This window comes from Erwinia wuhanensis (assembly GCF_030484085.1).
GTDB lineage: Bacteria > Pseudomonadota > Gammaproteobacteria > Enterobacterales > Enterobacteriaceae > Erwinia > Erwinia aeris.
Window position 1 is genome coordinate 247,070 of the sequence record NZ_JAUJUH010000006.1, and the last position, 23,500, is coordinate 270,569.

A 23,500-nucleotide genomic window follows, 5' to 3' on the forward strand; every position below is an offset into this window, starting at 1 on the left:
GCTTCCGGCTCCAGTCGGCAACAGAGGCTTAGCCACAGCAGTGACACCAGCCAACCCGCATTGTTTAACATTTGTTTTCCCTTTGAACACATGGTAACAAATTAACTTTACTCACCCGTGGAGAATTCGCCACAGGCGTAGCTCTTTTTGCTAAGCGCTGTGGCGTTGTACAGCAAGGGCTGCACGCCTTATCGGGACGATTAACCGCTAAGCTCAGAAGTCATCGTTTCGCTTTGAACGTTAATGAGGAGAGTTAAGGTGTTAAAAAAGGCTAAAACAGGGCTGCTCGCAGCCGCGCTGCTGACCTTTAGCGCAGTGGCTGCCAACAATACGCCGCAGTATGGCGTAGAGCTACAGGGCTTCGATTTCCCTTATCCAATTGAAAAGTTTAATTTTTCATCACAACAGCAGCCGCTTTCTATGGGCTACATTGACGCGCGACCGGCAGGGAAAGCGAACGGGCGGACGGTAGTGCTGATGCACGGCAAAAACTTCTGCGGCGTGACCTGGCAGGATGCCATAGAGGCGCTGCGTCATGCGGGCTATCGGGTAATTGCGCCGGATCAGATCGGCTTTTGCACCTCAACCAAGCCTGCTTACTATCAATACAGTTTCCAGCAGCTGGCGTTAAACACGCATCAGCTGCTCGCCAGCCTGCATATTGATAAGATCACGCTGGTCGGCCATTCAACCGGCGGGATGCTGGCTACACGCTATGCGTTAATGTACCCACAGCAGGTAGAAAAGCTGGCGCTGGTTAACCCGATCGGGCTGGAGGACTGGAAGGCGAAGGGCGTGCCCTGGCGCAGCGTGGACGACTGGTATCAGCGAGAGCTGAAAACCAGCGCGGAAAGCATCAAGGCGTATGAGCAGAAAACCTATTACAGCGGCCAGTGGAAGCCGGAATACGATCGCTGGGTCACTATGCTGGCGGGGCTGAATAACGGGCCGGGCCACAAGCTGGTTGCCTGGAATTCCGCGCTGCTCTACGACATGATATTTACCCAGCCGGTTTATTATGAATTTGGCAACCTGACGGTGCCGACGACGCTGCTGATTGGCACGGCAGACACCACCGCTATCGGCAGCGATATCGCGCCGCCGGAGGTAAAAGCGAAAATAGGGCACTATAACGAGCTGGGCAAAGAGGCGGCGAAACTGATCCCCCATGCCAGGCTGATTGAATTCACAGGAATGGGACATGCGCCGCAGATGGAAGATCCCGCTATGTTTAACCGTACGCTGATTGACGATCTGAACAAGCTCTGATGACAGCACAGCGCAGGCTTCCAGCCTGCGCTGTGCACGCGTCCGCATGACGCCGGGTGCCTCCCGGTGAGTCAGAAAAGCCATAACCTGACCCGCTATTTGCCACATGGTTAGCTGACTGGCTTAGCCCCGCCGCTCAGGGGGATCCGCCATACGGAAAAAAGCATAAATTTATCGGCATCAACCAAACCGAAACGATAGCGTGTTGCTTGCGAAATAAATAATAATTAACGGGAAGGTTTCAGGTATTAATAGTGGATTAAATTAATAGCTATTCGCGTCATATTAATAATATTATTTCCTTCAAAGTTGTAAGTTTACTATTAATTTTTGGCTATTATTCGGCGCGTTATCATTACGTTGACGCTATCGTTTTTATTCTTTCTTCAGGCAATTTTCTCTGAAGATAATATGAAAAAATATAGCGTTCTGGTCTGTTTTTTACTGCTGTGTGGCTGCATGGGGCACCGTCATGCTCAGCAACATAATCCGGTTGCAGACTGTTCCAGCCACGACGATGAAATCGACTGTAGCTGGAACGTGCCCGACAGGCCGTAACGGCCGCGCTTATGCCGGCCCCTGCGCGTGCAATATGCGCTGCGCCTGGCCCACCGTTAGCGCGTAATCGAAAAAGCGGCGGTAAAAATCCTGCGTCGCCTTGACCATATCAAGCTGCGGGAAAAGCTCGGGATGCAGAAGCTTTGCCGCCCACTGAATTTGCAGCCCGGCTTCCGTGCCGTAGCGATCCCAGGGAAACACGCCCGCCGGATTTTGCCAGACCTGATGGCATTTTACCGCCTGCAGATTGGCAAACAGCGCCGCATAGTCTGAATCGGCCAGCTTTCCGGCTCCCGCGCCGATAATGATGATAGCCGGCTGCCAGAAAAGCACGTTTTCCGGCGAGGTTTCTTTCATATTGCCGTTTACTTCCGCCGCCACATTGCGGCCGCCAGCCAGACGGATCCAGGTATCGATCAGCGTGTTGCGTCCGTCAACCTTCAGCGGATGCAGGGACTGAATATGTAAAACGCCAGGCCGCTGGCTATTGCTTAGCCCTGCGGTTTTCGCCTGTATAGCGGCAATCCGGGCATCGAGCCAGGCGTTATAGGCTTGTGCTCGCCGTCGCGCCTGCGCCGTGCCGACCACCCCGGCCGTCGTCAGCAGCGAGCGCTGCATAGAGGGAAAATCGTCAAAGTGCATGACCAGCGTCGGCAGCCCGGCCCGCCGGTAAGCGTCAGCATCCGCATCTTCTGCCGCTACAAATACTGTATCGACCTTTGCGGCCAGCAGCGCCTCGCTGTTAAACGTGCGGCCATGAACCGACAGCGCCTGATGCAGCGACGGCGCTACTTTAAACATCCAGGGGCGATCGCTGGCGTGATTAACGGTCGCCACGATGCGGTCGCCCGCGCCCAGCGTCATCAGCAGCGAATGATGCGCATACCAGCCGTCGGCGATCCGTCGGGCCTGCTGCGGTACCTCGACCTTGTTGCCGGCGTCGTCAATAACGCTCCGGGCAAAGCCAGGTGTAGCAAAAAGCAGGAAGAGAGCCGCCAGCAGCGGCGTAATCAGGGGTTTTATCATCAGAACCTCAGCTGTAGAGAAAGCTGCGCCATGCGCGGTTCGCCCAGCTGGGCGCTGGCATAGCCCGCGCCGCTGTAGCCGTTCAGGCCGCCGGGCACGATATTCGTCCAGTAATGGCGATTAGTCAGGTTGGTGACATCCAGGCGAAAAATGGTTTCCGTATTGAAGAGCCGCGTTGTGTAGCTGCTGCCGATATCGAAAGTCGTATAGCTTCCTGTCCAGCTGTCGTTGGCGTTATCGGTACTGCGGCGTCCTACGTAGTGCATGCCGCCATGAATATCCGTACCGCGTAAAAAAGGTAAATCGTAAGCGGCGAACAGGCTGGCCGTATAGCGAGCCAGGCCCACTATCTGCCTGCCGCTCGTGGCGGGACTGGCAGTATCGCGCAGGCGTGGATCGAGCCATGTCATGCCGCCATACAGATGCAGCCTGTCGGTAACGTCGCCGTCGGCCATCAGCTCCAGCCCCCGGTTGCGCTGGCTGCCGTCCACGGCATAGTCGCCGCTGGCGGTGGCATAAGCGAAAGGGCGGTCAATCCGGAACAGCGCGGCGGTCAGCAACAGCTTATCAATCGCCAGCTTGCTGCCCACTTCCAGCTGTTTGCTGCGATAAGGCGCCAGGATGCTGCCCGCGTTCGTGGAGCCGCTCGGCGCGGTATCGCCCTGTTGCAGGCTGTCTGCCCAGCTCATATAGAGCGTCAGCGGTTCGACAGGCTTGAACATCAGGCTGGCCGAACCGCTAAAGCCGCTGTTATCTGAATGGCTGCTGCGGCTGCCGGTTTTTGCATAGTTAGCGGAAGTCAGGAAGCTTTCGCTACCGGCCAGCAGCAGGCTCCACTGCGGTGAGAAGGTCAGCGTATCGCTAAGCAAAAAGGCCTGCTGCGTGGCGGTAGCCGAGTGGTAGCGATGGGTGAAATCCGGGTAGTCCGGTTCGGCAAAGGATTGCGGCTCGTCGAGCGAGGCGCTACCCAGCGTGCTGGTGGTGCCGTTCAGCGGATTATAATTTTTCCAGACAAAGCCGCGCAGGCCGGTGGAAAGCTGATGATGCAGCCAGCCCGTTTCCAGCTCGCCGTTCAGGTTCGCCATATAGCTGTTAATGGTAAAGCGGCTGGCTGTAGAAGAGGAGGTGGTGGTTGTATAATGACCGGCGCGGTCGGTAAAAGTATTCGTGACCGCCGTGGATTCACGATCGGCAATCTGCCGCAGCACGCCCAGTTCGCCCTGCCAGTTCCCGTCAAAATCGTGCTTCAGATGTACGCTGGCGGTCAGCGTATGGTTATCGCTACCGGCATAGTATTGTCCGAGATACGTCTTTTTGGGATCCGGCGCGGCGGGGAAAGAGAGGCCATTGCCCAGCGCAAATTTGCCCGGCAGCCCTTTTTCATAATAGTGGTAATAACTGAAATTGCTTTCTAACGTCGTGCGATCGGTTAGCGTTGCGTCCAGCCCCAGGCTGAACAGCTGACGGCGCTTTTTACTGCCGTGTGCAAAGCCGTCACCCTCATCATCCAGAAAATTAGCGCGATAGCGCAGGCGGTCATTGTCGTCCAGCGGGCCGCTGAAGTCGCCGGAAACCAGGCGGCTGAGGCCGGTGCCAGCGCCAAAAGTAAGGCTGTGCTGTGCGATATCGGTGGGGCGCTTCGCCACAAAGTTAAACAGCCCGGCCGGATTTGCCGGCCCGTAAAGCGATCCACCCAAACCGTTCAGCACTTCCAGATGGTCAAACTGCTCGGCAGCGTAATCGGTAGTCGAGACGACATTCAGGCCGTCAATCATAGAGTTCTGTACCACGCTGCCCTGCATTCCACGCGTTTGCGGGCGGGCGCCGTCACCCTGCACGGAAGGCATATAGCGATAGATATCCGTGATGCTTTTTAACTGCTGGTGCTTCATCAGCGTTGGGGAGACTTGCTGCACGGACCAGGGCGTATTGCGGATTTCCTGCTTGCCCAGGTTACCCAGCGTGACCTGCCTGTCGGGCGCAGCCGCTTCGCTATCCGGCGCGGCGGCTACAGTGAGGGTTTCTTCCTGGGTAGCGGCCTGAGCCTGAATACCTGTCAAAATCAGTACGTAAAGCGCGCGCTTCATCATGCGCGGCGGTGAGGCTATTGTCATTTTATACCTTGCCGATCGAAAAGCAGCCTTCGGGCTGCCTGAATGCAGATGCCTGTAAAGTTCACGCGAAAGATAGCATATCGTTATATGATAAATTATATAGCGAGTGCTATCCGCAGGAGCCTGGAATATGCTGCTGGATAACGGCCCATCAACAATAATTAATGATGCCTACAGATTTTCTGCATCATATTATTTTGCGTAAAGCGGGAACATTATCAGATGGGTAGAAAATTTTTGTGATAAGCGGCAGGCCTGTAAGGACGGTTTTTTCGCCTGTATTTGATGCCAATATGCCATCAGGTATTTTACCGCCAGGCAAATGCCGTCCGTATTTGTTGTGCCTGATCTGAATTTTGATAAAATAGCGACTTGTTGGTAACCTTCAGTAATACGGCATAAAAGGCACACAGAAAGGTTGAGCCTGTTCCTTGAGGAATATTTGTTATTCACGGTATCGGATTATTTTTGTATAAAATACTGCTATATCTGTTTATTATGGGATCAATAAGATAACGTAATCCATGCAGGTCTGTCGGAATAGAAAAGGATGTGTTTCGGCAAGTTATTTCTTCCCGGTTTTACCGCCGGAGTGGAAAGTATCAGGATCTTATAGGCTATTTTAGCCATTGCTATCGATTATTATTTTAGGGTTGTTCATATTTCACTCACTTTTTAAGGTGGAAAAAGCTTGCGTAAGGATGGGCGCACGGCATCGGCGGGTAAATCGTCTTTTACTTTTCCTGTGCCTTTAAAATCGATACCGGCGTTTATCTCCGCCGTCACAGCATATTAATGTTGTGAAAAACCTGCGCGACTGCATAAAACAGAAACTCATTGCGTAATTTATATTCAGGATGAAATATTATGCTAAAGATAATCGTTTCCAGCGATAACGTATATTACCGGAAAGGCGTTGAATCGCTGATTACAAGTGCAGGGAAAACCCTCAGGGATGGGTTATTTGAAGTGGTTTCAGAAACAAGTAGCCCGGTAACGAAAGAAGCCGATATTGTGTTCAGAGACATTATGATCAGCGTTTTTTTCTATAAGCGCGAAACGATTGCCGGCAAGGGCCAGGCGGAACCTCACCTGTCAGCGCTACACATTCCCTTTATCTGTCGTGGAGATAATATACCGCAAATTACCGGAAAGATTAGAAAAATCATGCTGATAGCCACTACTAACGCGGCCAGCTTTGCCAGCCGTGAAAATTATAAGTTAACCGGGCTAAAAGACTTTATGCAGCTCTCTTCTACAGAAAGCAAGGTTATGCTGATGGTTGGCCAGGGCTACGATACGGAAAATATATCCAGGATGTTAGGGCGTTCAAAAAAAACCGTCAGTACGCATTGCCGCAACGCCATCAGAAAAATGGGGATGCTTAACCGGGTCGAATTTTACAAATATGCCTCTTTTGTAGCGAAATATGGTAATAAAAAAGGTAATACGCTCTGCCTGTAACATTATCTTACGGCCCGCCTTTAAGCGGGCCATATAAAGCGGTAGCTTAACTGTCGACTATCGACACGGTTTCAGGATTAAAGCTGTTGATGATTTGCACATAATGCTTACGCTGGAAGTCATTAAATTCCGCTGAGGAAGCCAGCGTAAATACAATCAGATTTAGCCTGGCAGGATTGATTACCGGATGCCAGGGAAGCTCGACGGTAGACTGCACCTGCTTAACCGGCTGTCCATTCTCCAGAAAAGAGTTGGCCGTCTGGATCACCGGCAACTTAGCCGGGCCGATTTCATTCTTCAGCATTTTGCCCTCGCTTTTATAGCCGGGCAGGCTGTTGGCCATAAAATTAGTTTGCGTTTCGCAAAATTCTTCCAGCGTTTGCCCCTCATTTTTAAATGATCGATTAATCAGGATGGTATATTCGTTCGCTTCCGGATCGCGAAAACGCAGGACGTTAATGCTCTGATCATAAAAGGGCGCCTCGGTCAGAAAAGTGCCTTCGTACATGATGTAGCTCTTTTTTTTACTCATGGTTCACCTGTTTTATTTGTTGCATCCGCCAATGGGATGATTTCCACACGCCTGTTTCTTTCCCGGCCTTCTCCGGTCTGATTACTGGCAACGGGCAGGCTGTCGCCCATCCCTTTAATCACAAGTTTGTCCGGCGGGACGTTGGCATGGCTGACCAGCCAGTCACGAACCGCCTTCGCCCTGCGTATCGAGAGCTGGTAGTTGGCTTCCGGGCTGCCGGTATTGTCGGAATGCCCAACGATGGCAAAAGTTGTTTGGGCATTGTTTTGCATTAACGGCAGCAGCCAGGCCAGATTTTTACTGCTGTCAGGCCCGAGCGTGGCGCTTCCTCTGGCAAACAGCGCGACGGAGCCTGACGCCATAAAAACCGGCGACGGATTGTAATTTTGCAGGGCGTCACTGACGCGCGCCGCCATTTCCCCACAGCGCGAAAATCGCCATAGCCGACTAAACCAGGCGTCGCGGCAGTACAGCAGCTGCTGTTTCTGGTCGCGCAGTCGTTGATAAACCGCTCTTTTTTTCTGCAGCTGTGTCTCTTCCGTTTGCCGGAAATCGGCCAGCGTACGGGTCGCCGCAGCGATATTTTTAGCCTCAAACCAGGTGGAGCCGATCAGCAGCATCGCCAGCAGCAGCGCAGCGCAAACCGGCAGCCAGCGCCATGAAAACCCCGAGCGTTGCCTGTCGGGCTGATAAGGCACGCCCGGGTCGATGACGTCAGGTAAGCTGGGCAGCATAACGCCCGGAGAAAGACCCGGACAGAGCCCGAATTTCTGCTGTAGCCACTGCGCCCAGGCGCCATGACGGGTAAAGCCGTTGCCATTATCGGCCAGCAGAACGGCGCTTAACCGTAGCGAAGAACCGGAGAACAGCGCCTGTAGCGCTTTGGCTATCCCCGAACTTTCCAACCACAGGCGCAGCGCGTCCGTCATGGCGTAACGGTAGATTGAGTGGCAGCTGAGCGGCTCAGAGACGGCGAGTAGTTTTGCCAGCTCGCGCGCGAGGGTGGTTTCACCGACCTTGCGGAGGTCAAACTTACCGGACCATTTTGCCTGTCCGGCCTGGCTTTCATGGCTCAGACGGGCATAGAGACCCAGCACGCACGGCAGCGCCTCCTGCTCATATAAGCGCCATGCTGCGATTTTCGCCAGCGCCTGAGCGTCGGTTTCCTCGCCGTCCGGGAAAAAGGGGAAAAAAGCATAGAGGCGATGCTTCTTCTTTCTCATCCGCTTTACTATTTCCGGCAGCGCTTCCGCTTCCGGTACCACGATCCAACTTATCGGCTCGTCTTCCTGTTCCGGCTGCCGTTCAGAAAACCATTTTGCGGCATAGGGGCCGATAATAAGGATGGCGGGCGCGGCGGCAGCGGGCTGATTTTTTAACAACGAAGCTGGCATGGTTAAAGCGCCTCCAGCCAGGCAGAACAAAACAGCCAGAGCACGATCAGCAGCAGGCTCAGCAGAATGAGTTGCAACGGCAGCATAAAATATGCCGGCCATCGTGGCGGCATGGTGTCCGGAGCCGCCTCCTCTGTTTCTGTCTGGCAGGCGGCGGCTGGCTGAGTGACAGACAGTGACAGCAGGGGAGCACTGTTCCTGCCGGTAAAGGCCGAAACAAGAAACAATTTCTGGGCGTAGGTGAAGATCTGGCCCTGGCCGTCGGCCAGCAGCGGTTCAAGCCTGTCGCCCAACGTCATTGGGCCGTCCGTATAGCCGTAAAAATAGTGCGTCAGCGCATAGCGGTCCCAGGCAATATTGTCGGCGCGAAGGCGTAACGCGACTCGCCGATCCAGATAGCAGCAGAGCGCGTGGCACAGCTCATCGCTAAGTTGTTCGCATTCACCTTCAGCAATCAGCGCTTTGCTGAACCGCTCAATAAGCGCGATCAGCATTAACTGCAATTCCGGCAGGGAAGGAATAATGCCGTCAAAAGAGAGCAGGGCATCAATGCAGATCAGGCGATGGTAGAGCGTTGTGCTTTTCACCAGGCTTTCTCCACAACCTTACTCCACCCGTCGCTATCGTCATAAGCGCTAAAACGTATCGCGGCGGGCGTGAACATGATCGGAAATGTCACGTCCAGATCGATTGCGATTTCTCCGCCGTCATGCCCGGCCAGGCATTCATTTATTTCCTCTCCCGACAGGATTTTTTTATAAAGCAGATCGTTGGCGTTGCTATAAACACCAATATGCAGGCAGGTGATATCAGCCAGCGGCGAGGTAAACTCTTCCTGCGTCAACCCAATAGTTTTTTGCTGATGGCTGCTTAATCTTTCCCGCCAGTTGCCATAGGGCGGTGGAAACCAGGCGACACGTTCCGTTCCCAGCACTTCTGGCAGCACGGCAAATTTGGTAAAGGAGATGCCCAGCGCGGCCTCGAACTCAGCCAGCGTGCGCCTGCTGCCCAGCCCATAGCGACCCATGTCGGCCGGTTCAGCCTGCTCCATACCCAGCAGGGTTCTGACTCTTTTTTTCGACAGGCTGTCTCTTTCGTGCCAGGCACGGTCTACGGAACCGGATTTTTTCGCCTCGTCATCATGATCGCCCCAAATTCGACTGGCCTCTTCCCTGCCGTAAAAATGCCACAGCACTATTTTATGCGGATGCCAGACGTCATAACCGTGGGTAAAGGCCCGGGCCGCCATCGCTATCTCTTCGCCCTCGAAGAAGATTTGCGGATCGTTCGGCACCTCCTTTACGAAACGGCCTTCGGCGAAAATAAAGCCGCCCGCCAGATAACTCCCTCTGACTGGCGCCGCTTGTTGAAAATCAACCGAAGTGAGCTGCACTATTTTTTCACTGGAAAAGCCTCTGAAAACCAGGCGAAATATCGCCTGGGTTTTTTCCTCTTCTTTGCCGGGTACATAGCCCGGCGGATAAGAGGAGAGCACCGGCTTTTCACTTTGCACCTTCAGCGCTTCCAGCATGGCAACCATTTCTCTGTCCCAGCCCTCTACAAAGCGGCAGTGGGAATCGATTTGCAGCACATACTCTTCCTCGCGGTAAAGCGTTTCACACTGGTTTCTGGCCCAGCAGGCGCCTTTACTGAAGAAATAGTGCAGGGAAATCATCCGGATTTCCGTCTCCAGATAACGCCAGGTCAGGAGGTCATACTCTGCTGTTGATTCTGCCGCGCAGAGCGTCATGCCGGCCTGCTGAAAGCGCTGGCGGTCGCCCTCATCCTGCCAGCAGACGGCCACGGCAAGCCTGTAGCATCCGGAGGCCTTCTCAATTAAATCCCGGAGCGTCGGGATCAGTTCCGGATCGCGATAGCTGGCGATGCTGATAAAAATGGCTGGTTTCCTTTCCATAGAGCCGCCTTGTGATTTGACGTTGATAAATCCCTTGATCGAACAGTGCTGCCAGAGTTGCCGGGCGCGGCTGGCTGCCGCAATCGGCAGGCTACGCTATTCTTTGTCGCTATCGAGCCTGTCGATAATTTCCGGCGGCAGCATTTTTACCAGCTGAGAAAAGCTTTTTCCCACCGTCTTCTCCGCATACTGAAGCAGCAGGATAGCCGGGCTGCCGGGTTCCATTCGGGTAAACCATAGCCGCAGCTCCTGTAGCCTGAGCAGCGCATCGGCGCGGCTGGCAATACCGGTCTGGCGGGGCGTAATCAGGGGGACGCTGACGGCTTCGTTTTCTGCCGCCGTTTCTGCCTGAACCGGCTGTTCTACCGTTTCTTCTGCGACAAAAGAAACGGCTGGCAACAGCGGCGAAACCGTAGCTTCCTGACTGATAAATAGCCGCAGAATGGCGCCTAACCGCGCAAAATCCGGCGCTTCATCGCCCAGCGAGGTTGTCAGGATGGCGCGGAGTTCCATCAGGCAGGCGTGCGCTTTTTGCAGTGAGAGGAGGGTTTGATCCTGACGGGCTTCCCATTCGAGTAGCAAAGCCGCCGCCGTCGCTTCGGGCAGCGCGCCCTCTTCACGCGGCGTGGCGTGCGCTTTTTCAAAATCTTTTATGGCAATTTGCAGACCTGCCGCTTTCGGCAGAGGCAGCTGACGAAAATCGGCAAGCAGCCCGTTGATATCATCCAGCTCGGACAGGGCGTTAGCCCGCATAACCGGATCGAACTCGCCTTCTTCCGTCAGCTGCGGATAAAGATCCGTGGGGAAAGTGGTCAGTAAGTCACGTAATATCAGTAGCCCTTCATGCAGCGCCGCCATGCCGATTTGCCTGATACGGCAGCGCATCAGCGCCACCACCAGCCGGATATCGCGGCTTCGTTGCAGCAGCGCCTGACAGTCGCGCTCAATCTCCGCCCAGTTCACCGGTTCGGCAGCCTCGACGAAGCTGCCGTACTCCGCGTCCAGCCTTGGCTGAAGCCTGGCCTGCAGCATAATAAAAGCGGCGTCATATTCCAGGTTTTCACCACAGGGCCGATCGCCGGGCACCGGCTGTAACAGATCCTGATAGTAATGATGCTTGTTGCTTTCCGTCACGATGTTGTCCTTTATATCGCGTCCAGGCGCTACGGGTGATAGCGCTCCGGCTCAAAGCTCATGCCGTAAACCGGCGTAACGTCCTCTTTTCTCTCCAGCCAGACGGCGTAGCCAAGCTGATGACTGCCGTCCAGCGTCGCCTGCGGCACCTCGCTGGCAGCCAGCACCAGCTGGACATCCCAGGCATATTCGAACCCCGTAAAATTGCGCACCCACTCCCGCAGTACGGGTAGATCCGATCCCCACGGGCTGAAGCGCATATAGTTATCCAGCGTTAAGGGGCCGAGCAGCAGCTTGAATTTGTGCTGCCTGTCCCGCACGTTATTGCCTAATATTGCGCCATCGCCCAGCAGCATGGCCGCATCGTTGCCCAGCACGGAGCAATCAGCGGGATCCAGAAAGATCCACTGGGTCACAAACTCTTCCAGCCGGGCTTTTATCTGGAAGTAATATTCGATGGCGCCCGCCAGTCCTTCCGGATTGCGCGCCTCGCGGATCAAATGGGCAGAAGAAGCCAGTCGGGCGTGGGTCGGCAGCGGTTTATCGTGTAGCTCGGCCAGATCCATGCCTGCCAGACTGGCAATATAAAAAGAGAACTGTTCCTCATTCGGTCTGTCCAGCGAGGCGGTATCCTGCGCGACAAACCAGGCGCGATAAAACAGCGACAGGGCGCGATGATGAAAAACATCGAGAAAGTCGGTCAGCGTATTGTCCTGGGCCTCCGTTCGCGAGTACGCCAGTTCGGAAAAATGCAGCGGCATCGCGCCCTGCGGGCCCCATACGCCGGGGCCGAAGAGTTTTATCCCGATGCGGCCATTCTCCAGGCCGAGAGAAGCGATTTCGCGCGGCGCAAAAATCAGAGAGGCTTTTTGGCCTATGCGGAACGTCTCCTGGCCAGGCAGCACCGCTGTACCGGGCACCGGCAGCGTCGGCGTTTTAGCCGTAATTGCGCGCATGATACTGATAAAACCGGCTTCCCAGGGCCGCTCGTTATTAAACCAGGCGGCCAGCATATCGACGGAGGAAGCGCGCATCAGAACGAGCCTCGTTTGCCGGGGCGGGCCTGCCAGCTGGCGATGACGCCCCTCTGCATCGAGTGCAGCTCCGTTTCGGTAAACACGTTGATAGCGGCGTGGCGAGAAAGGTAATTCTCCATCACCAGACCGAACAGGTAAGGACTGACGCCGGAAAAGCCTTCTTCATCTACCGTCAGCACGCAGCGCACGCCTCTGCCGTAAATCAACAGGCCGTCACCGGGAAGACGCCGGGTGACCGGAAACGTTTTACAGCCGATCAGGCTATCTACCTGAGTATTGGACTCGCGATCGGCATTGTGTAAAAACAGGCGCAGCATATTGCGCAGCGATTCCCCGCCCGGCCCGTGCTCCAGATCGGAGAGCGGCAGATAATTAAAGCTAAGCTGGCGGATCAAACGCCAGGCCGACTCCCCCAGCGCAAAAGGCTCGCGTGGCGCGCTGGGCTGGCAAACAAAGGCCGCGCCCAGAACAGGAACCGCGTCGGACAGGGTTAAATCAAAGCTGCCGCTTCTGGCAATCAGGCGTGGCAGATCCCGGTTGGTGACCATCGCTTCGACCGTAAGATAGCGAATATGGTCGGCATAGGGCGCTTCCTGCTGATCGACCAGCGAGACGAAGACCTCTGTTCCGGGATAAGGCGTGCGGGTGTCATATTTTCTCTTGCTCTCGCTTTTTACTCTGGCTTCGCGATTGAGCGAGAAGTAACGGCCAAAATTGCCATAGTCGCAGTGACGCGTTTGATAAAGCGGTTGAAACACCACTTCCTCGCTGCTTTCCGCCTGCTGGCCGCGCACCTTATGCACGGAAAAAACCTCGTAATCAAGGGGACGGCTGCGATCGGGAACCACATGGAAAGCGTTTAGCGCCCGGTTGACTTCGATCCTGTCCACCACTTTGGGAAACAGGTTAATCACCGGCGTACAAAACGGTAAAAACTTTGACGCGTTAACATGGCCAATCAGCTGCTGGGGAAGCCGATCCAGCAGCACTATCAGCTCGGCCTCGTTGCTGTGGTTGCGGGACAAACCGGCGGCCAGCTGGGTCAGCGTAAAAAAATAAAAGCGCTGACGACAGGCGAAATATTCATGGATCAGGTTATGTCCATGAAACATGTTCCAGGAGAGCGGCAGCAGCGTCTGATCGGGATGCAGCCCTTCAAAAGTCAGCGGGCGCTGGGCGATGACCACGTCTTCCGCTTTGCTGTTGCCGGCCCGTACCAGCATAGCCACATTGCTGGTATGCAAAAGTTCAAAAAGATGGGAAACAATGCGCTCATCGCCGTCGATATAGAGCGGCAGCCGATCGAAGCCGGTCAGCTGCGAGAATACCCGTTCCCCCTGCGCACGCAATTTGATCCGCAGAGCGCCTTTCAGCCTGGCGTAAGGAATACGGTACTTTTCCAGATTGGGAATATCCGGCGGAACGGAAGTCAGGCGAGCCTCAACGATTTCTATTGGCCACAGCGTAACATCCTGACCGTTGCGAAACTCGCAGCGTGTATTTTCGCCTGGCAATATGCGGGTATAAAACGCACTGTTTTTGGGAACAAGATAGCCGTGGCCTAGCTCTCCTTCTTTCAGGTCAGGCGCAAGTTGAACCACGCCAATGGAGGGCGTGGGCGAATTATAATTAGGGTAGACGATGTCCAGAAGCCGCTGCGTAAACTTTGGGAACTCCGCATCCAGTTTTAAATGCGTACGTGCAGATAAAAAGCAAAATGCTTCAATCAGTCTTTCAACATAAGGATCGGCCGTTTCGATGCCTCTCATCCCCAGACGCCCGGCAATTTTGGGATGTTTTTCAGCAAACTCACGCGCTGACTCTTTCATAAAAGTGAGTTCCTGATTGTAATAATCGAGGAATTTATGATTCACAATTGCTCCCGTTATCCTTGTTTTTAAACGTAGGCTTTGTCTTTTATTAATTTGGCCGTCTGAACAGGGTTTTTTAGTAAGCTAACTGTTATTTTTTGAAAAACAACAGGGTGTTATTAATTAATAAGCGCGTTAAATACACGCAGCGGTTTTTATGCTTTTTTCAGATTTTATAACATGTGAAAAAAACAGTCTCAATGCCATTGTGAGGAAATGCCAGGGATTTCACCGGGTCACCAGGTTATTTGACAGGAAAGATCTTTTTAAATAAGGGGTTATAATCGTAGCGGGTCTGTTATTCAGGAATAGCGTTCGGGCGGTATTCTTAATTTATTTTTACGGCGTGGACAAGGGTATTATATTTTGTTTTCCTTCCCCGGAAGACTCTGGTCTGTGTGATTTTATGCCTGTGAAAAATGTACCCGGAGGAATGATACGTGGCGATTACAAGGCAAAATTTATTCGGCAAGCTGGATGAGACATTATTCAGAACGATTGAAAGTGCAACCACGCTTTGTAAGCTGCGCGGCAACCCCTATGTTGAACTGGTGCATTGGCTAAATCAGATCTGGCAGCAGGAGCAAAATGATTTACGTCTGATAGCCCGCCATTTTGAGGTCGACGCGCAGGCGCTGGAACAGGGCTTCGCTCAGGCGCTGGCCCGATTGCCGGCAGGCGCCAGCACTATTTCGGACTTTTCATATCATATTGAACTCGCTATCGAACGCGCCTGGATTTATGCCAGCCTGGAATGTTTCGAAAGCCGTATTCGCAGCGGACATTTGCTGATCGCCATGTTGACCACCATGGAGCTGCGGCGTGCCCTGTTTGCTATCTCTTCCGCTTTTGAACGGATCTCTCTGGAACATTTGACCGCCGATTTCGGCTATATCACTCAGGCTTCCCCGGAAGTCAGCGAGGCGACGACGGAGGCCGGCGTCATGCCCGGCGAAATTAACGCGGCTATCGGCGGCCAGACAAAAAGCGGCGGGCTGGCGCAGTATGCCACCGATCTGACCGCGTTAGCGCGCGAAGGCAAAATCGATCCGGTAACGGGACGCGAGCATGAAATCAGCACCATGACCGATATCCTGCTGCGTCGCCGTCAGAACAACCCGCTGCTGACCGGCGAAGCTGGCGTCGGGAAAACGGCCGTCGTGGAGGGGCTGGCGCAGGCCATCGTGGCGGGTAATGTGCCGCCAGCGCTGGCAAAAGTCAGGCTGCTGGCGCTGGATGTCGTCGCCCTGGCCGCCGGCGCCAGCATGAAAGGCGAGTTTGAGGCGCGGCTTAAAGCCGTGCTGGATGAGGCTATCGCTTCGCCCCAGCCCGTTATCCTGTTTATCGATGAAGTTCATACGCTGATTGGCGCCGGGGGCAATGCCGGGACGGGCGACGCGGCTAACTTGTTGAAGCCTGCGCTGGCGCGGGGCCAGCTGCGCACTATTGGCGCCACGACCTGGAGCGAATTTAAACGCCATATTGAGAAGGATCCGGCGCTGACTCGGCGTTTTCAGGTGCTGCAAATTGCAGAGCCGGATGAGGAAGCCGCCGTCGCTATGCTGCGGGGGCTGCTGCCGGTGCTGGAAAAGCATCACGGCGTCTGGATTATGGAAGAGGCTTTGCAGGCCGCCGTGCGGCTGTCGCACCGTTACATTCCGGCCCGGCAGCTGCCAGATAAGGCGATAGGCCTTCTTGATACGGCCTGCGCGCGCGTGGCCGTCGCGCAACATGCGGCGCCGGTCATGCTGCAACGTCTCCACTGTCGGACGGACGCCGCCCGCGCAGAGCTGGGCCTGGTTGAAAAGGCCAGCCGATTTGGCAAACTGCAGCCCAACAGCGGCGAACGCCTGAGACAGGAGATCGCCGAGCGGACCGAGGCCTCCCTTCAGCTGGAGCAGCGCTGGACGCGGGAAAAAGAGCTGGTCGCCGCCATCGTCGCGGTACGTGAAAAACTACAGGACGAGGCCTCTACGGCTGAGGAAGAGATGGTGCCGCTGCAAAATGAGCTGGCGGAGCTGGAAGCGCGCCTGCAGGCGGCCCGGAACGAGCAGCCGCTGGTGCAGGCGGAGGTCAATGCGGATGTCATCGGCGCGATAGTGGCCGACTGGACGGGGATCCCGGTCGGACAGATGTTAAAAGACGATCTTCGCGCCGTGCTGGAACTGCCGCAGCGGCTGGCCGGGCGCGTCATCGGCCAGGACTATGCGCTGCGTCAGGTCAGCGAAAGCATCCAGACGGCTCGCGCGGGGCTGGCGGATCCGCGTAAGCCGGTCGGCGTCTTTATGCTGGTTGGCCCGTCCGGCGTGGGGAAAACGGAAACCGCGCTGGCGATCGCCGGGCAGCTTTACGGCGGCGAGCAGAATCTGATCACCATCAATATGAGCGAGTATCAGGAGGCCCATACCGTTTCCTCGCTGAAGGGATCGCCACCGGGCTACGTGGGCTATGGCGAAGGCGGCGTGCTGACGGAAGCGGTACGTCGCAAGCCCTACAGCGTAGTGCTGCTGGATGAGATTGAGAAAGCGCATCCCGACGTGCATGAACTGTTTTTTCAGGTCTTCGACAAGGGCAGTATGGAAGATGGCGAAGGGCGGCAAATCGACTTTAAAAATACGGTGCTGCTGCTGACCAGCAACGTCGGCAGCGAAACGATCGCCAGCCTGTTTGCCGATGCAGAGACGGCGCCCGATGCCGAAAGCGTCAGAAAAATGGTGCAGCCTGAACTACTGAAAGTTTTCCCGGCAGCCTTTTTAGGGCGCCTGGCCGTGGTGCCTTATCTGCCGCTTCAGGAAGCATCACTACAACGTATTGTCCGGCAGCAGCTTGACAGACTGGCTTTGCGTTTACGCGAACAGCATGGCGCTTCGCTGCATTATGGCGAAGATTTGGTGAAGCATATTATCGGGCAGTGTCCCGTGGCTGAAACGGGCGCACGAATGTTGATCCGATTTATCGAGCAAAATATCGCGCCGGAAATAGCACGCCAGATATTAAACAGCCAGGCATCACTAAGCGAACAATGTCTCTACATAACGGCAGGAGATAATATCGTTATCCGTTTTCAGCCGAAAGGGGAAGAAGAAAACGCGATAAATGATAAAACAGGCGAGAAGCGAGAAAATCCGGCAAGGCAGGACGGATTTTTAACGGGTAATAGCGCTGCATAACAGGCCGCTATTAATGTGAATAAAGGTTATTTTTAATAAAGCACGATGAAAGGGATATCATGATTTCAAGAAATGGCAGTGCTCAAAAATTTATCGCCAGAAACAGGGCGCCGCGCGTACAAATTGAATATGACGTGGAGATCTATGGCAGCGAGAAAAAAATAGAATTGCCCTTTGTTATGGGCGTATTAGCCGATCTGTCCGGGAAGGCGATTGAGCCTTTGCCGCCGGTTGCCGATCGCAAATTTCTCAGCATTGATATCGATAATTTCGACGAGCGGATGAAAGCCATGAAACCGCGCGTGGCTTTCGCCGTACCCAATACCCTGACCGGGGAAGGGCAGCTGATGATCGATATGACGTTTGAAAGCATTCATGACTTTTCACCGGACGAAATCGCCAAAAAAGTGGATTCGCTTTCTCAGCTGCTGGATGCCCGCACCCAGCTGGCTAATCTGCAAACCTATATGGACGGCAAAGCCGGCGCGGAAAGTCTGCTGATGAAAGTGCTACAGGATAAATCGCTGCTGACCGCGCTGGCTTCCGCACCGAAACCAGTGAAAACAGACGGCAACCCATTAGGGAACGAATAAGGCGAGAGAGGGATATCATGTCGATGCAAGCTGAGAAAAAGAACCAGGCGACCAACGCAGGCTACAGCGATTTTAATACGCTGTTAAGCAAGGAGTTCAAACCGAAATCGGAGCAGGCGAAAACCGCCGTAGAGAGCGCGGTCAAAACGCTGGCCGAGCAGGCGCTGAGCAGCTCGGTCACCATGGCCGACGACGCCTATAAAAATATTGCCGCTTTTATTGCCGAGATCGATCGCAAGTTGTCCGAACAGATCAATTTGATCCTGCATCATCCACAGTTCCAGTCCCTGGAAAGCGCCTGGCGCGGACTGCATTATTTAGTCTACAACACCGAAACCGACGAAAAGCTGAAGCTGCGGTTTATGGATATTTCCAAAGATGAGCTGAGGCGCAATATGCGGCGCTTTAAAGGGATCGCCTGGGATCAAAGCCCGCTCTTTAAGCAGGTATATGAAGAGGAATATGGCCAGCTGGGGGGAGAACCTTACGGCTGCCTGGTCGCCGACTATTATTTCGATCACACCGCGCCAGACGTGGATCTGCTGGCCTCCATTGGCAAAATCGCCGCGTCTGCGCACGTGCCGTTTATTACCGGTGCGGCACCGTCCGTGCTGCAGATGGACTCCTGGCAGGAGCTGGCTAATCCGCGCGATCTGACCAAGATCTTTACCCAGAATCTGGAATATGCGGCGTGGAACTCGCTGCGGCAGTCGGAAGATTCACGCTATATCGGCCTGGCAATGCCGCGTTTTCTGTCGCGTTTGCCGTATGGCATTCATACCAATCCCGTCGACGACTTCAATTTTGAAGAAACCACCGACGGCGCCGATCACAGCAAGTACGCCTGGTCCAACGCGGCCTATGCGATGGCGGTCAATATCAACCGCTCGTTCAAACACTATGGCTGGTGCACGCTGATCCGAGGCGTGGAAAGCGGCGGCGTGGTCGAAGGCCTGCCGTGCCATACCTTTCCGACCGACGATGGCGGCATTGATATGAAATGCCCAACGGAGATCGCTATCTCCGATCGTCGCGAAGCGGAACTGGCTAAAAACGGCTTTATCCCGCTTATTCATCGTAAAAACACCGATTATGCCGCCTTTATCGGCGCGCAGTCGTTACAAAAACCGGCGGAATATTACGATCCGGACGCCACGGCAAACGCCAACCTTTCCGCGCGGCTGCCTTACATGTTTGCCTGTTCTCGCTTTGCCCACTATCTGAAGTGCATCGTGCGCGACAAAATCGGTACATTTAAAGAACGCGATGAAATGCAGAAATGGCTGAACGACTGGATAATGAATTATGTCGACGGCGACCCGGTTAATTCCACTTTTGAAACCAAAGCGCGTCGTCCGCTGGCCGCAGCGGAAGTGGTGGTTGAGGATGTGGAAGGCAATCCAGGCTATTACCAGGCGAAATTTTTCCTGCGTCCGCATTTCCAGCTGGAAGGCCTGACTGTTTCGCTGCGTATGGTAGCGAAATTACCGTCGTTGAAAGGCGCAGCATAACGATCGCAGATTTTAATATTGTTAACAGCAGCATTGTTCGCAAGGCTGCTTTAACTACATACGCTGCGCGCAGGCGTAGCGATTTTAATAGTGCTGAATAAGGGAATGATCATGGCACAAGATATGTTTATTAAGATCGACGGCATTGAAGGTGAATCGCTGGATGCCGCACATACCAATGAAATTGAGGTACTGGAATGGCATTGGGATGTTTCACAGCATTCCAATATGCACAGCGGATCCGGCGGCGGCTCAGGCAAGGCAAGCGTGGCCGATTTCTGCTTTACCCATTACACCGATAAGGCCAGCCCTAATTTATTAAGCCACTGTCTGACGGGCAAGCATATTAAAAACATTGTCTTCGTGGTGCGTAAAGCGGGCGGCAATCCGCTGGAATATTTAACCATTAACTTTACCGACACCATTATTACCCGTGTCGATATGTCAGGATCTTCAGAGGATGAAACCCGTCCTCGTGAGCTGGTTAAATTCTCCTTCACTAAAGTGACGCAGGATTACGTCATGCAGAACTCTGAAGGCAGCAAATCTGGCGTTATCTCCGCAAGCTATGACGTCAAAGCGAACCTGAGCAGCTAATACGTTAAGCGATACAAAAGCTTGTCATCCCTGGGTGACAAGCTTTTCGGCCTGGCTTCGGGATTTTAAGGTGATATTTACCATGCAGTTAATCAACATAGCCCGATTCATTAGTCGTTTGCTTATTATTCTGGCGGTTTTAACGTCAGCGGGCTGCCGTTCTCCTTTCAGCGACTCTCCCAGGCCGGAGTTAACTATCAGGCTGGAAGCGTCAAAAGAAATTAATCCCAATGAAAAGGGAGAGCCTGCGCCGCTGGATATTACTTTTTATCTTTTAAAATCGTTGGATAACTTTGAAAACAGCGATTTCTTTACGCTTACCGATGGCGCGGACCCGGCTTTACAGGCGGAGGCGAAAAAAGTCTATGAAGGCATATTACAGCCTGGCGAAAACAGAATAATCAGCCTGACGCCGGAAAAGGATACCGTTGCATTAGGTATCGTCGCCGCCTATCGGGATATCGACCGCGCGGGATGGAGTGAAACGTGGGAGCTTTATAAAAAAAATAAAAAACGATCCTGGTGGCGAAAAGTGTTGCCCGGAGAAGCGGTCGTGCTGACGGTACATTTTGATGCCTTAGCCATCGCGCTTGATAAAAGGGAATAGCCAGTGAGAACAAATAAAGTTATCTGGAGCGAAGGACTGTTTTTACGTCCGCAGCTGTTTCAGCAGCAAGAACGCTATTTTGAATATTACGCCCACAAGCGAGCGGCAACGATATCGCCTTTTTTTTGGGGGTTTGCGCAATACGATATCGATCTGGAGGCGCTCTCTTACGGCAAACTGGTGCTGCGCGCCGGGCGCGGCGTGCTGCCGGACGGCACGCCTTTTGATATACCAGGCCATGCCGAACTGCCTGAACCGCTGACCATTACGCCGGATCATCTGGGGCAGCTGATTTTCCTGGCCGTGCCGCTGCGGCTGGATAACAGCGACGAAACCATCTTCGATCTCAGCGACAGCGGTTCGCTGGCGCGCTTCGCCGCTTTTGAAACGGAGCTGAGCGATACCAATGCGATCCGTCAGGGGCCAAAACCTGTCCAGCTGGCAAGGCTGCGCCTGAATCTGGTTTCTGAAAAAGAAATGACGGAATCCTGGATTGGTCTGCCGCTGACCCGCATCAGGGCCATTCAGCCCGATGGCAGCGTGCTGCTGCATACCGAAGACTATATTCCGCCGGTCACCGGCTATGCGGCCAGCACACTGTTAGCCGAATGGCTGACGCATCTTAACGGTCTGGTCAGGATGCGCGCCGATATGTTGGCGGGCCGACTGGCTAATAGCGACGGCAAAGCCAGCGCCAGCGCCGAAGTGGTCGACTATCTGCTGCTGCAAATTTTCAATAAATATGAGCCGGTGTTGGATCATCTGCGGCACGTGCCCGAGCTGCCGCCAATTGTGCTTTATCAGGAGCTGGCGAAATTCTCGGGCGAGCTGTCGACCTTTATCCGTACGCAGACGCGACGGCCGGTGAGCGCGCCGGGCTACGATCACGCCAGGCTTTATCCTTCTGTTCGTCCGCTGGTTGAAGAGCTGCATTATTTGCTGAATCAGATTTTGATCCGTGCCGGTCAAATGATCGACCTCCATGCGAAAGGCAATGGCGTCTGGACGGCCGCCATGCTGCCGGGCGAGCTGCGCGAGTTTTCTAATCTGGTGCTGGCCGTACACGCTCAGCTGCCGATGGACGTACTGCAACAGCAGTTTTCGGCGCAGGCGAAAATCAGCGCGCCGCAGCAGCTGCATGAGCTGGTTCGTTCACACCTGCCGGGGCTGGTGTTACAGGCGCTGCCGGTGCCGCCGCGTCAGATCCCTTATCACGCCGGCTATGTCTATTTCGACCTGCTGCAAAGCGGGCCGTTCTGGGACAAAATTGCCGCAACCGGCGCGCTGGCGTTACATATTGCAGGTGATTTCCCTGACCTGAATATGGAGCTTTGGGGAGTCAGAAGCTGATGCGCGACGAGAGCCAATCTGCCGCGCCGGATGCCGCGCCCGAAGAAACGTTGACGCCGCAGGCGCTGGGCAAGTTTCTGCTGGATGACGATCCGGGAAACCCAGGAACGCCGGAACGAGGCGATCCTGATGCGTTTATCCAGGGCTGGTCCAGCCAGAAAAGTGAGGTTTTGCTGCAAAGCGAAGGCGTACAGCTGCGGGTGCAAAAGGTAAGGGCGGCTGAAAATCCGCTGCTCGAAGCCGCCCAGCCACTGCTGCGCGCGCTTAGCGAGATGCCGGAAACCATCCCGTATCCCGAACATGTCGAGCTGCTGAAACAAAGCCTGAAACACGACATCAATCTGTTTAGCGTGGTATGTGACGAGGTCAATATCGCCTGGAAAAAGATGGCTATCGTTCGCTATTGCCTTTGTACCGCGCTGGATGAAGCGGCACATACCACAACGTGGGGAATGCAGACCGGCTGGTCGCAAAGCAACATCCTTAACCATTTCGAAGGCGACAACGACGGCGGCAACAAATTTTTCCTGCTGGTTGGCCGTCTTTCTATAGATCCCCACGAGTACGGAGACGTGCTTGAAGTGCTGCTGCGTATCCTCGGGCTGGGTTTTGAGGGCCGCTACAGCATTCTGGAAGATGGCGACCGACAGCTGATGAAAATCCGTCAGCGGCTTCTGACCCTTATTCAAAGCACGCGCGACTCGCTCTCGCCAGCGCTGTCGCCGCATGGCGCGGCCATACGCGGCCAGAAAAAATCTAAAAGGCGCATTGTGCCCGTGCGCGTCACGCTGCTGCTGAGCTGTCTGCTGGTCGGTAGCCTGTGGATTTGGTGCAAATACTGGCTGGGTACGCATCAGATAGCGCTTCAGCAGCGGATCCACGCAATGCAGCAGCTGAAGATAAGCCGCCCCGTAGCGGCAATGAAGCTACGGCTGGCTATTTTGCTGAAAGAAGAGATCAGGCAGGGGCTGGTCAGCGTTGACGAAACGCAAAGTCAGAGCAAGGTCGTTTTTCGTGGCGATTCCGTGTTCCTTTCAGGATCGGACAAAGTCATCGCCGATATGGAGCCTATTATCAAACGCGTCGCGAAGGAAGTTCATCGCGTGAATGGCAGGGTAGTGATCGTAGGGCATACGGACGCCACGCCCATCAGGACAAAAGCTTTTCCCAATAATCAGGTGCTGTCGGAAAAACGAGCGACGGACGTGGCGCGCTATTTTCTTACCGAAGGGATAGCGCCTGACAAAATCCGCATTCAGGGCGCCGGAGAGAGTCAGCCCGTCAGCAGTAATAACCATGCACAAGGACGTGCGCAGAACCGGCGCGTGGAATTTTTTGTGACCTATTAATGAGTTAGC

Annotated in this window: 19 protein-coding genes; 10 read left to right on the plus strand and 9 right to left on the minus strand. The window is 54.4% G+C overall.

The window, feature by feature from the left end; all coding sequences use genetic code 11:
- Window positions 1-258 precede the first annotated feature (258 nt).
- Window positions 259-1,269: an alpha/beta fold hydrolase gene (locus QZH36_RS15815; RefSeq protein ID WP_301730620.1), complete on the plus strand. Its 1,011-nt coding sequence runs from the start codon at window positions 259-261 to the stop codon at window positions 1,267-1,269.
- Window positions 1,270-1,680: 411 nt separating this feature from the next.
- Window positions 1,681-1,827 (plus strand): hypothetical protein, encoded by a 147-nt coding sequence (locus tag QZH36_RS15820; protein ID WP_253456401.1) that lies wholly within the window; start codon window positions 1,681-1,683, stop codon window positions 1,825-1,827.
- A 9-nt stretch (window positions 1,828-1,836) separates the two neighbouring features.
- Here the strand turns inward: QZH36_RS15820 and QZH36_RS15825 are convergent, their stop codons facing one another.
- Complete coding sequence (locus QZH36_RS15825; protein ID WP_301730621.1) at window positions 1,837-2,853, minus strand: ABC transporter substrate-binding protein; 1,017 nt, start codon at window positions 2,851-2,853, stop codon at window positions 1,837-1,839.
- Entirely contained in the window at window positions 2,853-4,967 is a 2,115-nt protein-coding gene (locus tag QZH36_RS15830; RefSeq protein WP_301730622.1) for a TonB-dependent receptor, read from the minus strand. The genes QZH36_RS15825 and QZH36_RS15830 overlap by 1 nt, the downstream gene beginning before the upstream one ends.
- An 867-nt stretch (window positions 4,968-5,834) precedes the next feature.
- Between QZH36_RS15830 and QZH36_RS15835 the strand changes: the two genes are divergently transcribed.
- Complete coding sequence (locus QZH36_RS15835) at window positions 5,835-6,431, plus strand: helix-turn-helix domain-containing protein (protein WP_301730623.1); 597 nt, start codon at window positions 5,835-5,837, stop codon at window positions 6,429-6,431.
- A gap of 46 nt (window positions 6,432-6,477) precedes the next feature.
- Here the strand turns inward: QZH36_RS15835 and QZH36_RS15840 are convergent, their stop codons facing one another.
- From QZH36_RS15840 to tssF, 7 genes are all read right to left on the minus strand, one after another.
- Window positions 6,478-6,963, minus strand: coding sequence for a DcrB-related protein (locus tag QZH36_RS15840; protein WP_253456389.1), 486 nt, complete (start codon window positions 6,961-6,963; stop codon window positions 6,478-6,480).
- Window positions 6,960-8,357, minus strand: a complete 1,398-nt coding sequence (locus QZH36_RS15845; RefSeq protein ID WP_301252833.1) for an OmpA family protein — start codon at window positions 8,355-8,357, stop codon at window positions 6,960-6,962. The genes QZH36_RS15840 and QZH36_RS15845 overlap by 4 nt, the downstream gene beginning before the upstream one ends.
- Before the next feature lie 2 nt (window positions 8,358-8,359).
- The gene (locus QZH36_RS15850; protein WP_301730624.1) at window positions 8,360-8,944 is read right to left on the minus strand and encodes a DotU family type IV/VI secretion system protein; all 585 of its coding nucleotides are present in this window, start codon (window positions 8,942-8,944) and stop codon (window positions 8,360-8,362) included.
- Window positions 8,941-10,272, minus strand: coding sequence for a GlcNAc-transferase family protein (locus QZH36_RS15855; RefSeq protein ID WP_301730625.1), 1,332 nt, complete (start codon window positions 10,270-10,272; stop codon window positions 8,941-8,943). The genes QZH36_RS15850 and QZH36_RS15855 overlap by 4 nt, the downstream gene beginning before the upstream one ends.
- 96 nt (window positions 10,273-10,368) lie before the next feature.
- Window positions 10,369-11,406: a type VI secretion system protein TssA gene (locus QZH36_RS15860; RefSeq protein ID WP_301730626.1), complete on the minus strand. Its 1,038-nt coding sequence runs from the start codon at window positions 11,404-11,406 to the stop codon at window positions 10,369-10,371.
- A 29-nt stretch (window positions 11,407-11,435) separates the two neighbouring features.
- A complete protein-coding gene (gene tssG, locus QZH36_RS15865; protein ID WP_301730627.1) occupies window positions 11,436-12,440 on the minus strand; it encodes a type VI secretion system baseplate subunit TssG in 1,005 nt (334 codons plus the stop codon).
- Window positions 12,440-14,317 (minus strand): type VI secretion system baseplate subunit TssF, encoded by a 1,878-nt coding sequence (gene tssF / locus QZH36_RS15870; protein WP_301730628.1) that lies wholly within the window; start codon window positions 14,315-14,317, stop codon window positions 12,440-12,442. Before tssF ends, tssG begins: the two co-directional genes overlap by 1 nt.
- Window positions 14,318-14,754: 437 nt before the next feature.
- Here tssF and tssH point away from each other — a divergent pair, with 437 nt between their 5' ends.
- From tssH to tssL, 7 genes are all read left to right on the plus strand, one after another.
- Window positions 14,755-17,484 carry a type VI secretion system ATPase TssH gene (gene tssH / locus QZH36_RS15875; protein WP_510167101.1) on the plus strand — a complete coding sequence of 910 codons (2,730 nt, stop codon included), beginning with the start codon at window positions 14,755-14,757 and terminating at the stop codon, window positions 17,482-17,484.
- Between the two features lie 59 nt (window positions 17,485-17,543).
- The gene (tssB, locus tag QZH36_RS15880; RefSeq protein WP_253456366.1) at window positions 17,544-18,077 is read left to right on the plus strand and encodes a type VI secretion system contractile sheath small subunit; all 534 of its coding nucleotides are present in this window, start codon (window positions 17,544-17,546) and stop codon (window positions 18,075-18,077) included.
- 23 nt (window positions 18,078-18,100) lie between these two features.
- A complete protein-coding gene (gene tssC / locus QZH36_RS15885; RefSeq protein WP_369895430.1) occupies window positions 18,101-19,588 on the plus strand; it encodes a type VI secretion system contractile sheath large subunit in 1,488 nt (495 codons plus the stop codon).
- Between the two features lie 111 nt (window positions 19,589-19,699).
- The gene (locus QZH36_RS15890) at window positions 19,700-20,185 is read left to right on the plus strand and encodes an Hcp family type VI secretion system effector (protein ID WP_253456364.1); all 486 of its coding nucleotides are present in this window, start codon (window positions 19,700-19,702) and stop codon (window positions 20,183-20,185) included.
- An 82-nt stretch (window positions 20,186-20,267) separates the two neighbouring features.
- Window positions 20,268-20,792: a type VI secretion system lipoprotein TssJ gene (gene tssJ / locus QZH36_RS15895; RefSeq protein WP_301730629.1), complete on the plus strand. Its 525-nt coding sequence runs from the start codon at window positions 20,268-20,270 to the stop codon at window positions 20,790-20,792.
- 3 nt (window positions 20,793-20,795) lie between these two features.
- Window positions 20,796-22,142 carry a type VI secretion system baseplate subunit TssK gene (gene tssK / locus QZH36_RS15900; protein ID WP_301252824.1) on the plus strand — a complete coding sequence of 449 codons (1,347 nt, stop codon included), beginning with the start codon at window positions 20,796-20,798 and terminating at the stop codon, window positions 22,140-22,142.
- The gene (gene tssL / locus QZH36_RS15905; RefSeq protein WP_301252822.1) at window positions 22,142-23,491 is read left to right on the plus strand and encodes a type VI secretion system protein TssL, long form; all 1,350 of its coding nucleotides are present in this window, start codon (window positions 22,142-22,144) and stop codon (window positions 23,489-23,491) included. Before tssK ends, tssL begins: the two co-directional genes overlap by 1 nt.
- Window positions 23,492-23,500 lie beyond the last annotated feature (9 nt).

Coding starts and splice junctions, on each gene's coding strand:
- QZH36_RS15820 (WP_253456401.1), top strand. CDS start 1,681: ATGAAAAAATATAGCGTTCTGGTCTGTTTTTTACTGCTGTGTGGCTGC.
- QZH36_RS15825 (WP_301730621.1), bottom strand. CDS start 2,853: ATGATAAAACCCCTGATTACGCCGCTGCTGGCGGCTCTCTTCCTGCTT.
- QZH36_RS15830 (WP_301730622.1), bottom strand. CDS start 4,967: ATGACAATAGCCTCACCGCCGCGCATGATGAAGCGCGCGCTTTACGTA.
- QZH36_RS15835 (WP_301730623.1), top strand. CDS start 5,835: ATGCTAAAGATAATCGTTTCCAGCGATAACGTATATTACCGGAAAGGC.
- QZH36_RS15840 (WP_253456389.1), bottom strand. CDS start 6,963: ATGAGTAAAAAAAAGAGCTACATCATGTACGAAGGCACTTTTCTGACC.
- QZH36_RS15845 (WP_301252833.1), bottom strand. CDS start 8,357: ATGCCAGCTTCGTTGTTAAAAAATCAGCCCGCTGCCGCCGCGCCCGCC.
- QZH36_RS15855 (WP_301730625.1), bottom strand. CDS start 10,272: ATGGAAAGGAAACCAGCCATTTTTATCAGCATCGCCAGCTATCGCGAT.
- tssG (WP_301730627.1), bottom strand. CDS start 12,440: ATGCGCGCTTCCTCCGTCGATATGCTGGCCGCCTGGTTTAATAACGAG.
- tssB (WP_253456366.1), top strand. CDS start 17,544: ATGATTTCAAGAAATGGCAGTGCTCAAAAATTTATCGCCAGAAACAGG.
- tssC (WP_369895430.1), top strand. CDS start 18,101: ATGCAAGCTGAGAAAAAGAACCAGGCGACCAACGCAGGCTACAGCGAT.
- QZH36_RS15890 (WP_253456364.1), top strand. CDS start 19,700: ATGGCACAAGATATGTTTATTAAGATCGACGGCATTGAAGGTGAATCG.
- tssJ (WP_301730629.1), top strand. CDS start 20,268: ATGCAGTTAATCAACATAGCCCGATTCATTAGTCGTTTGCTTATTATT.
- tssL (WP_301252822.1), top strand. CDS start 22,142: ATGCGCGACGAGAGCCAATCTGCCGCGCCGGATGCCGCGCCCGAAGAA.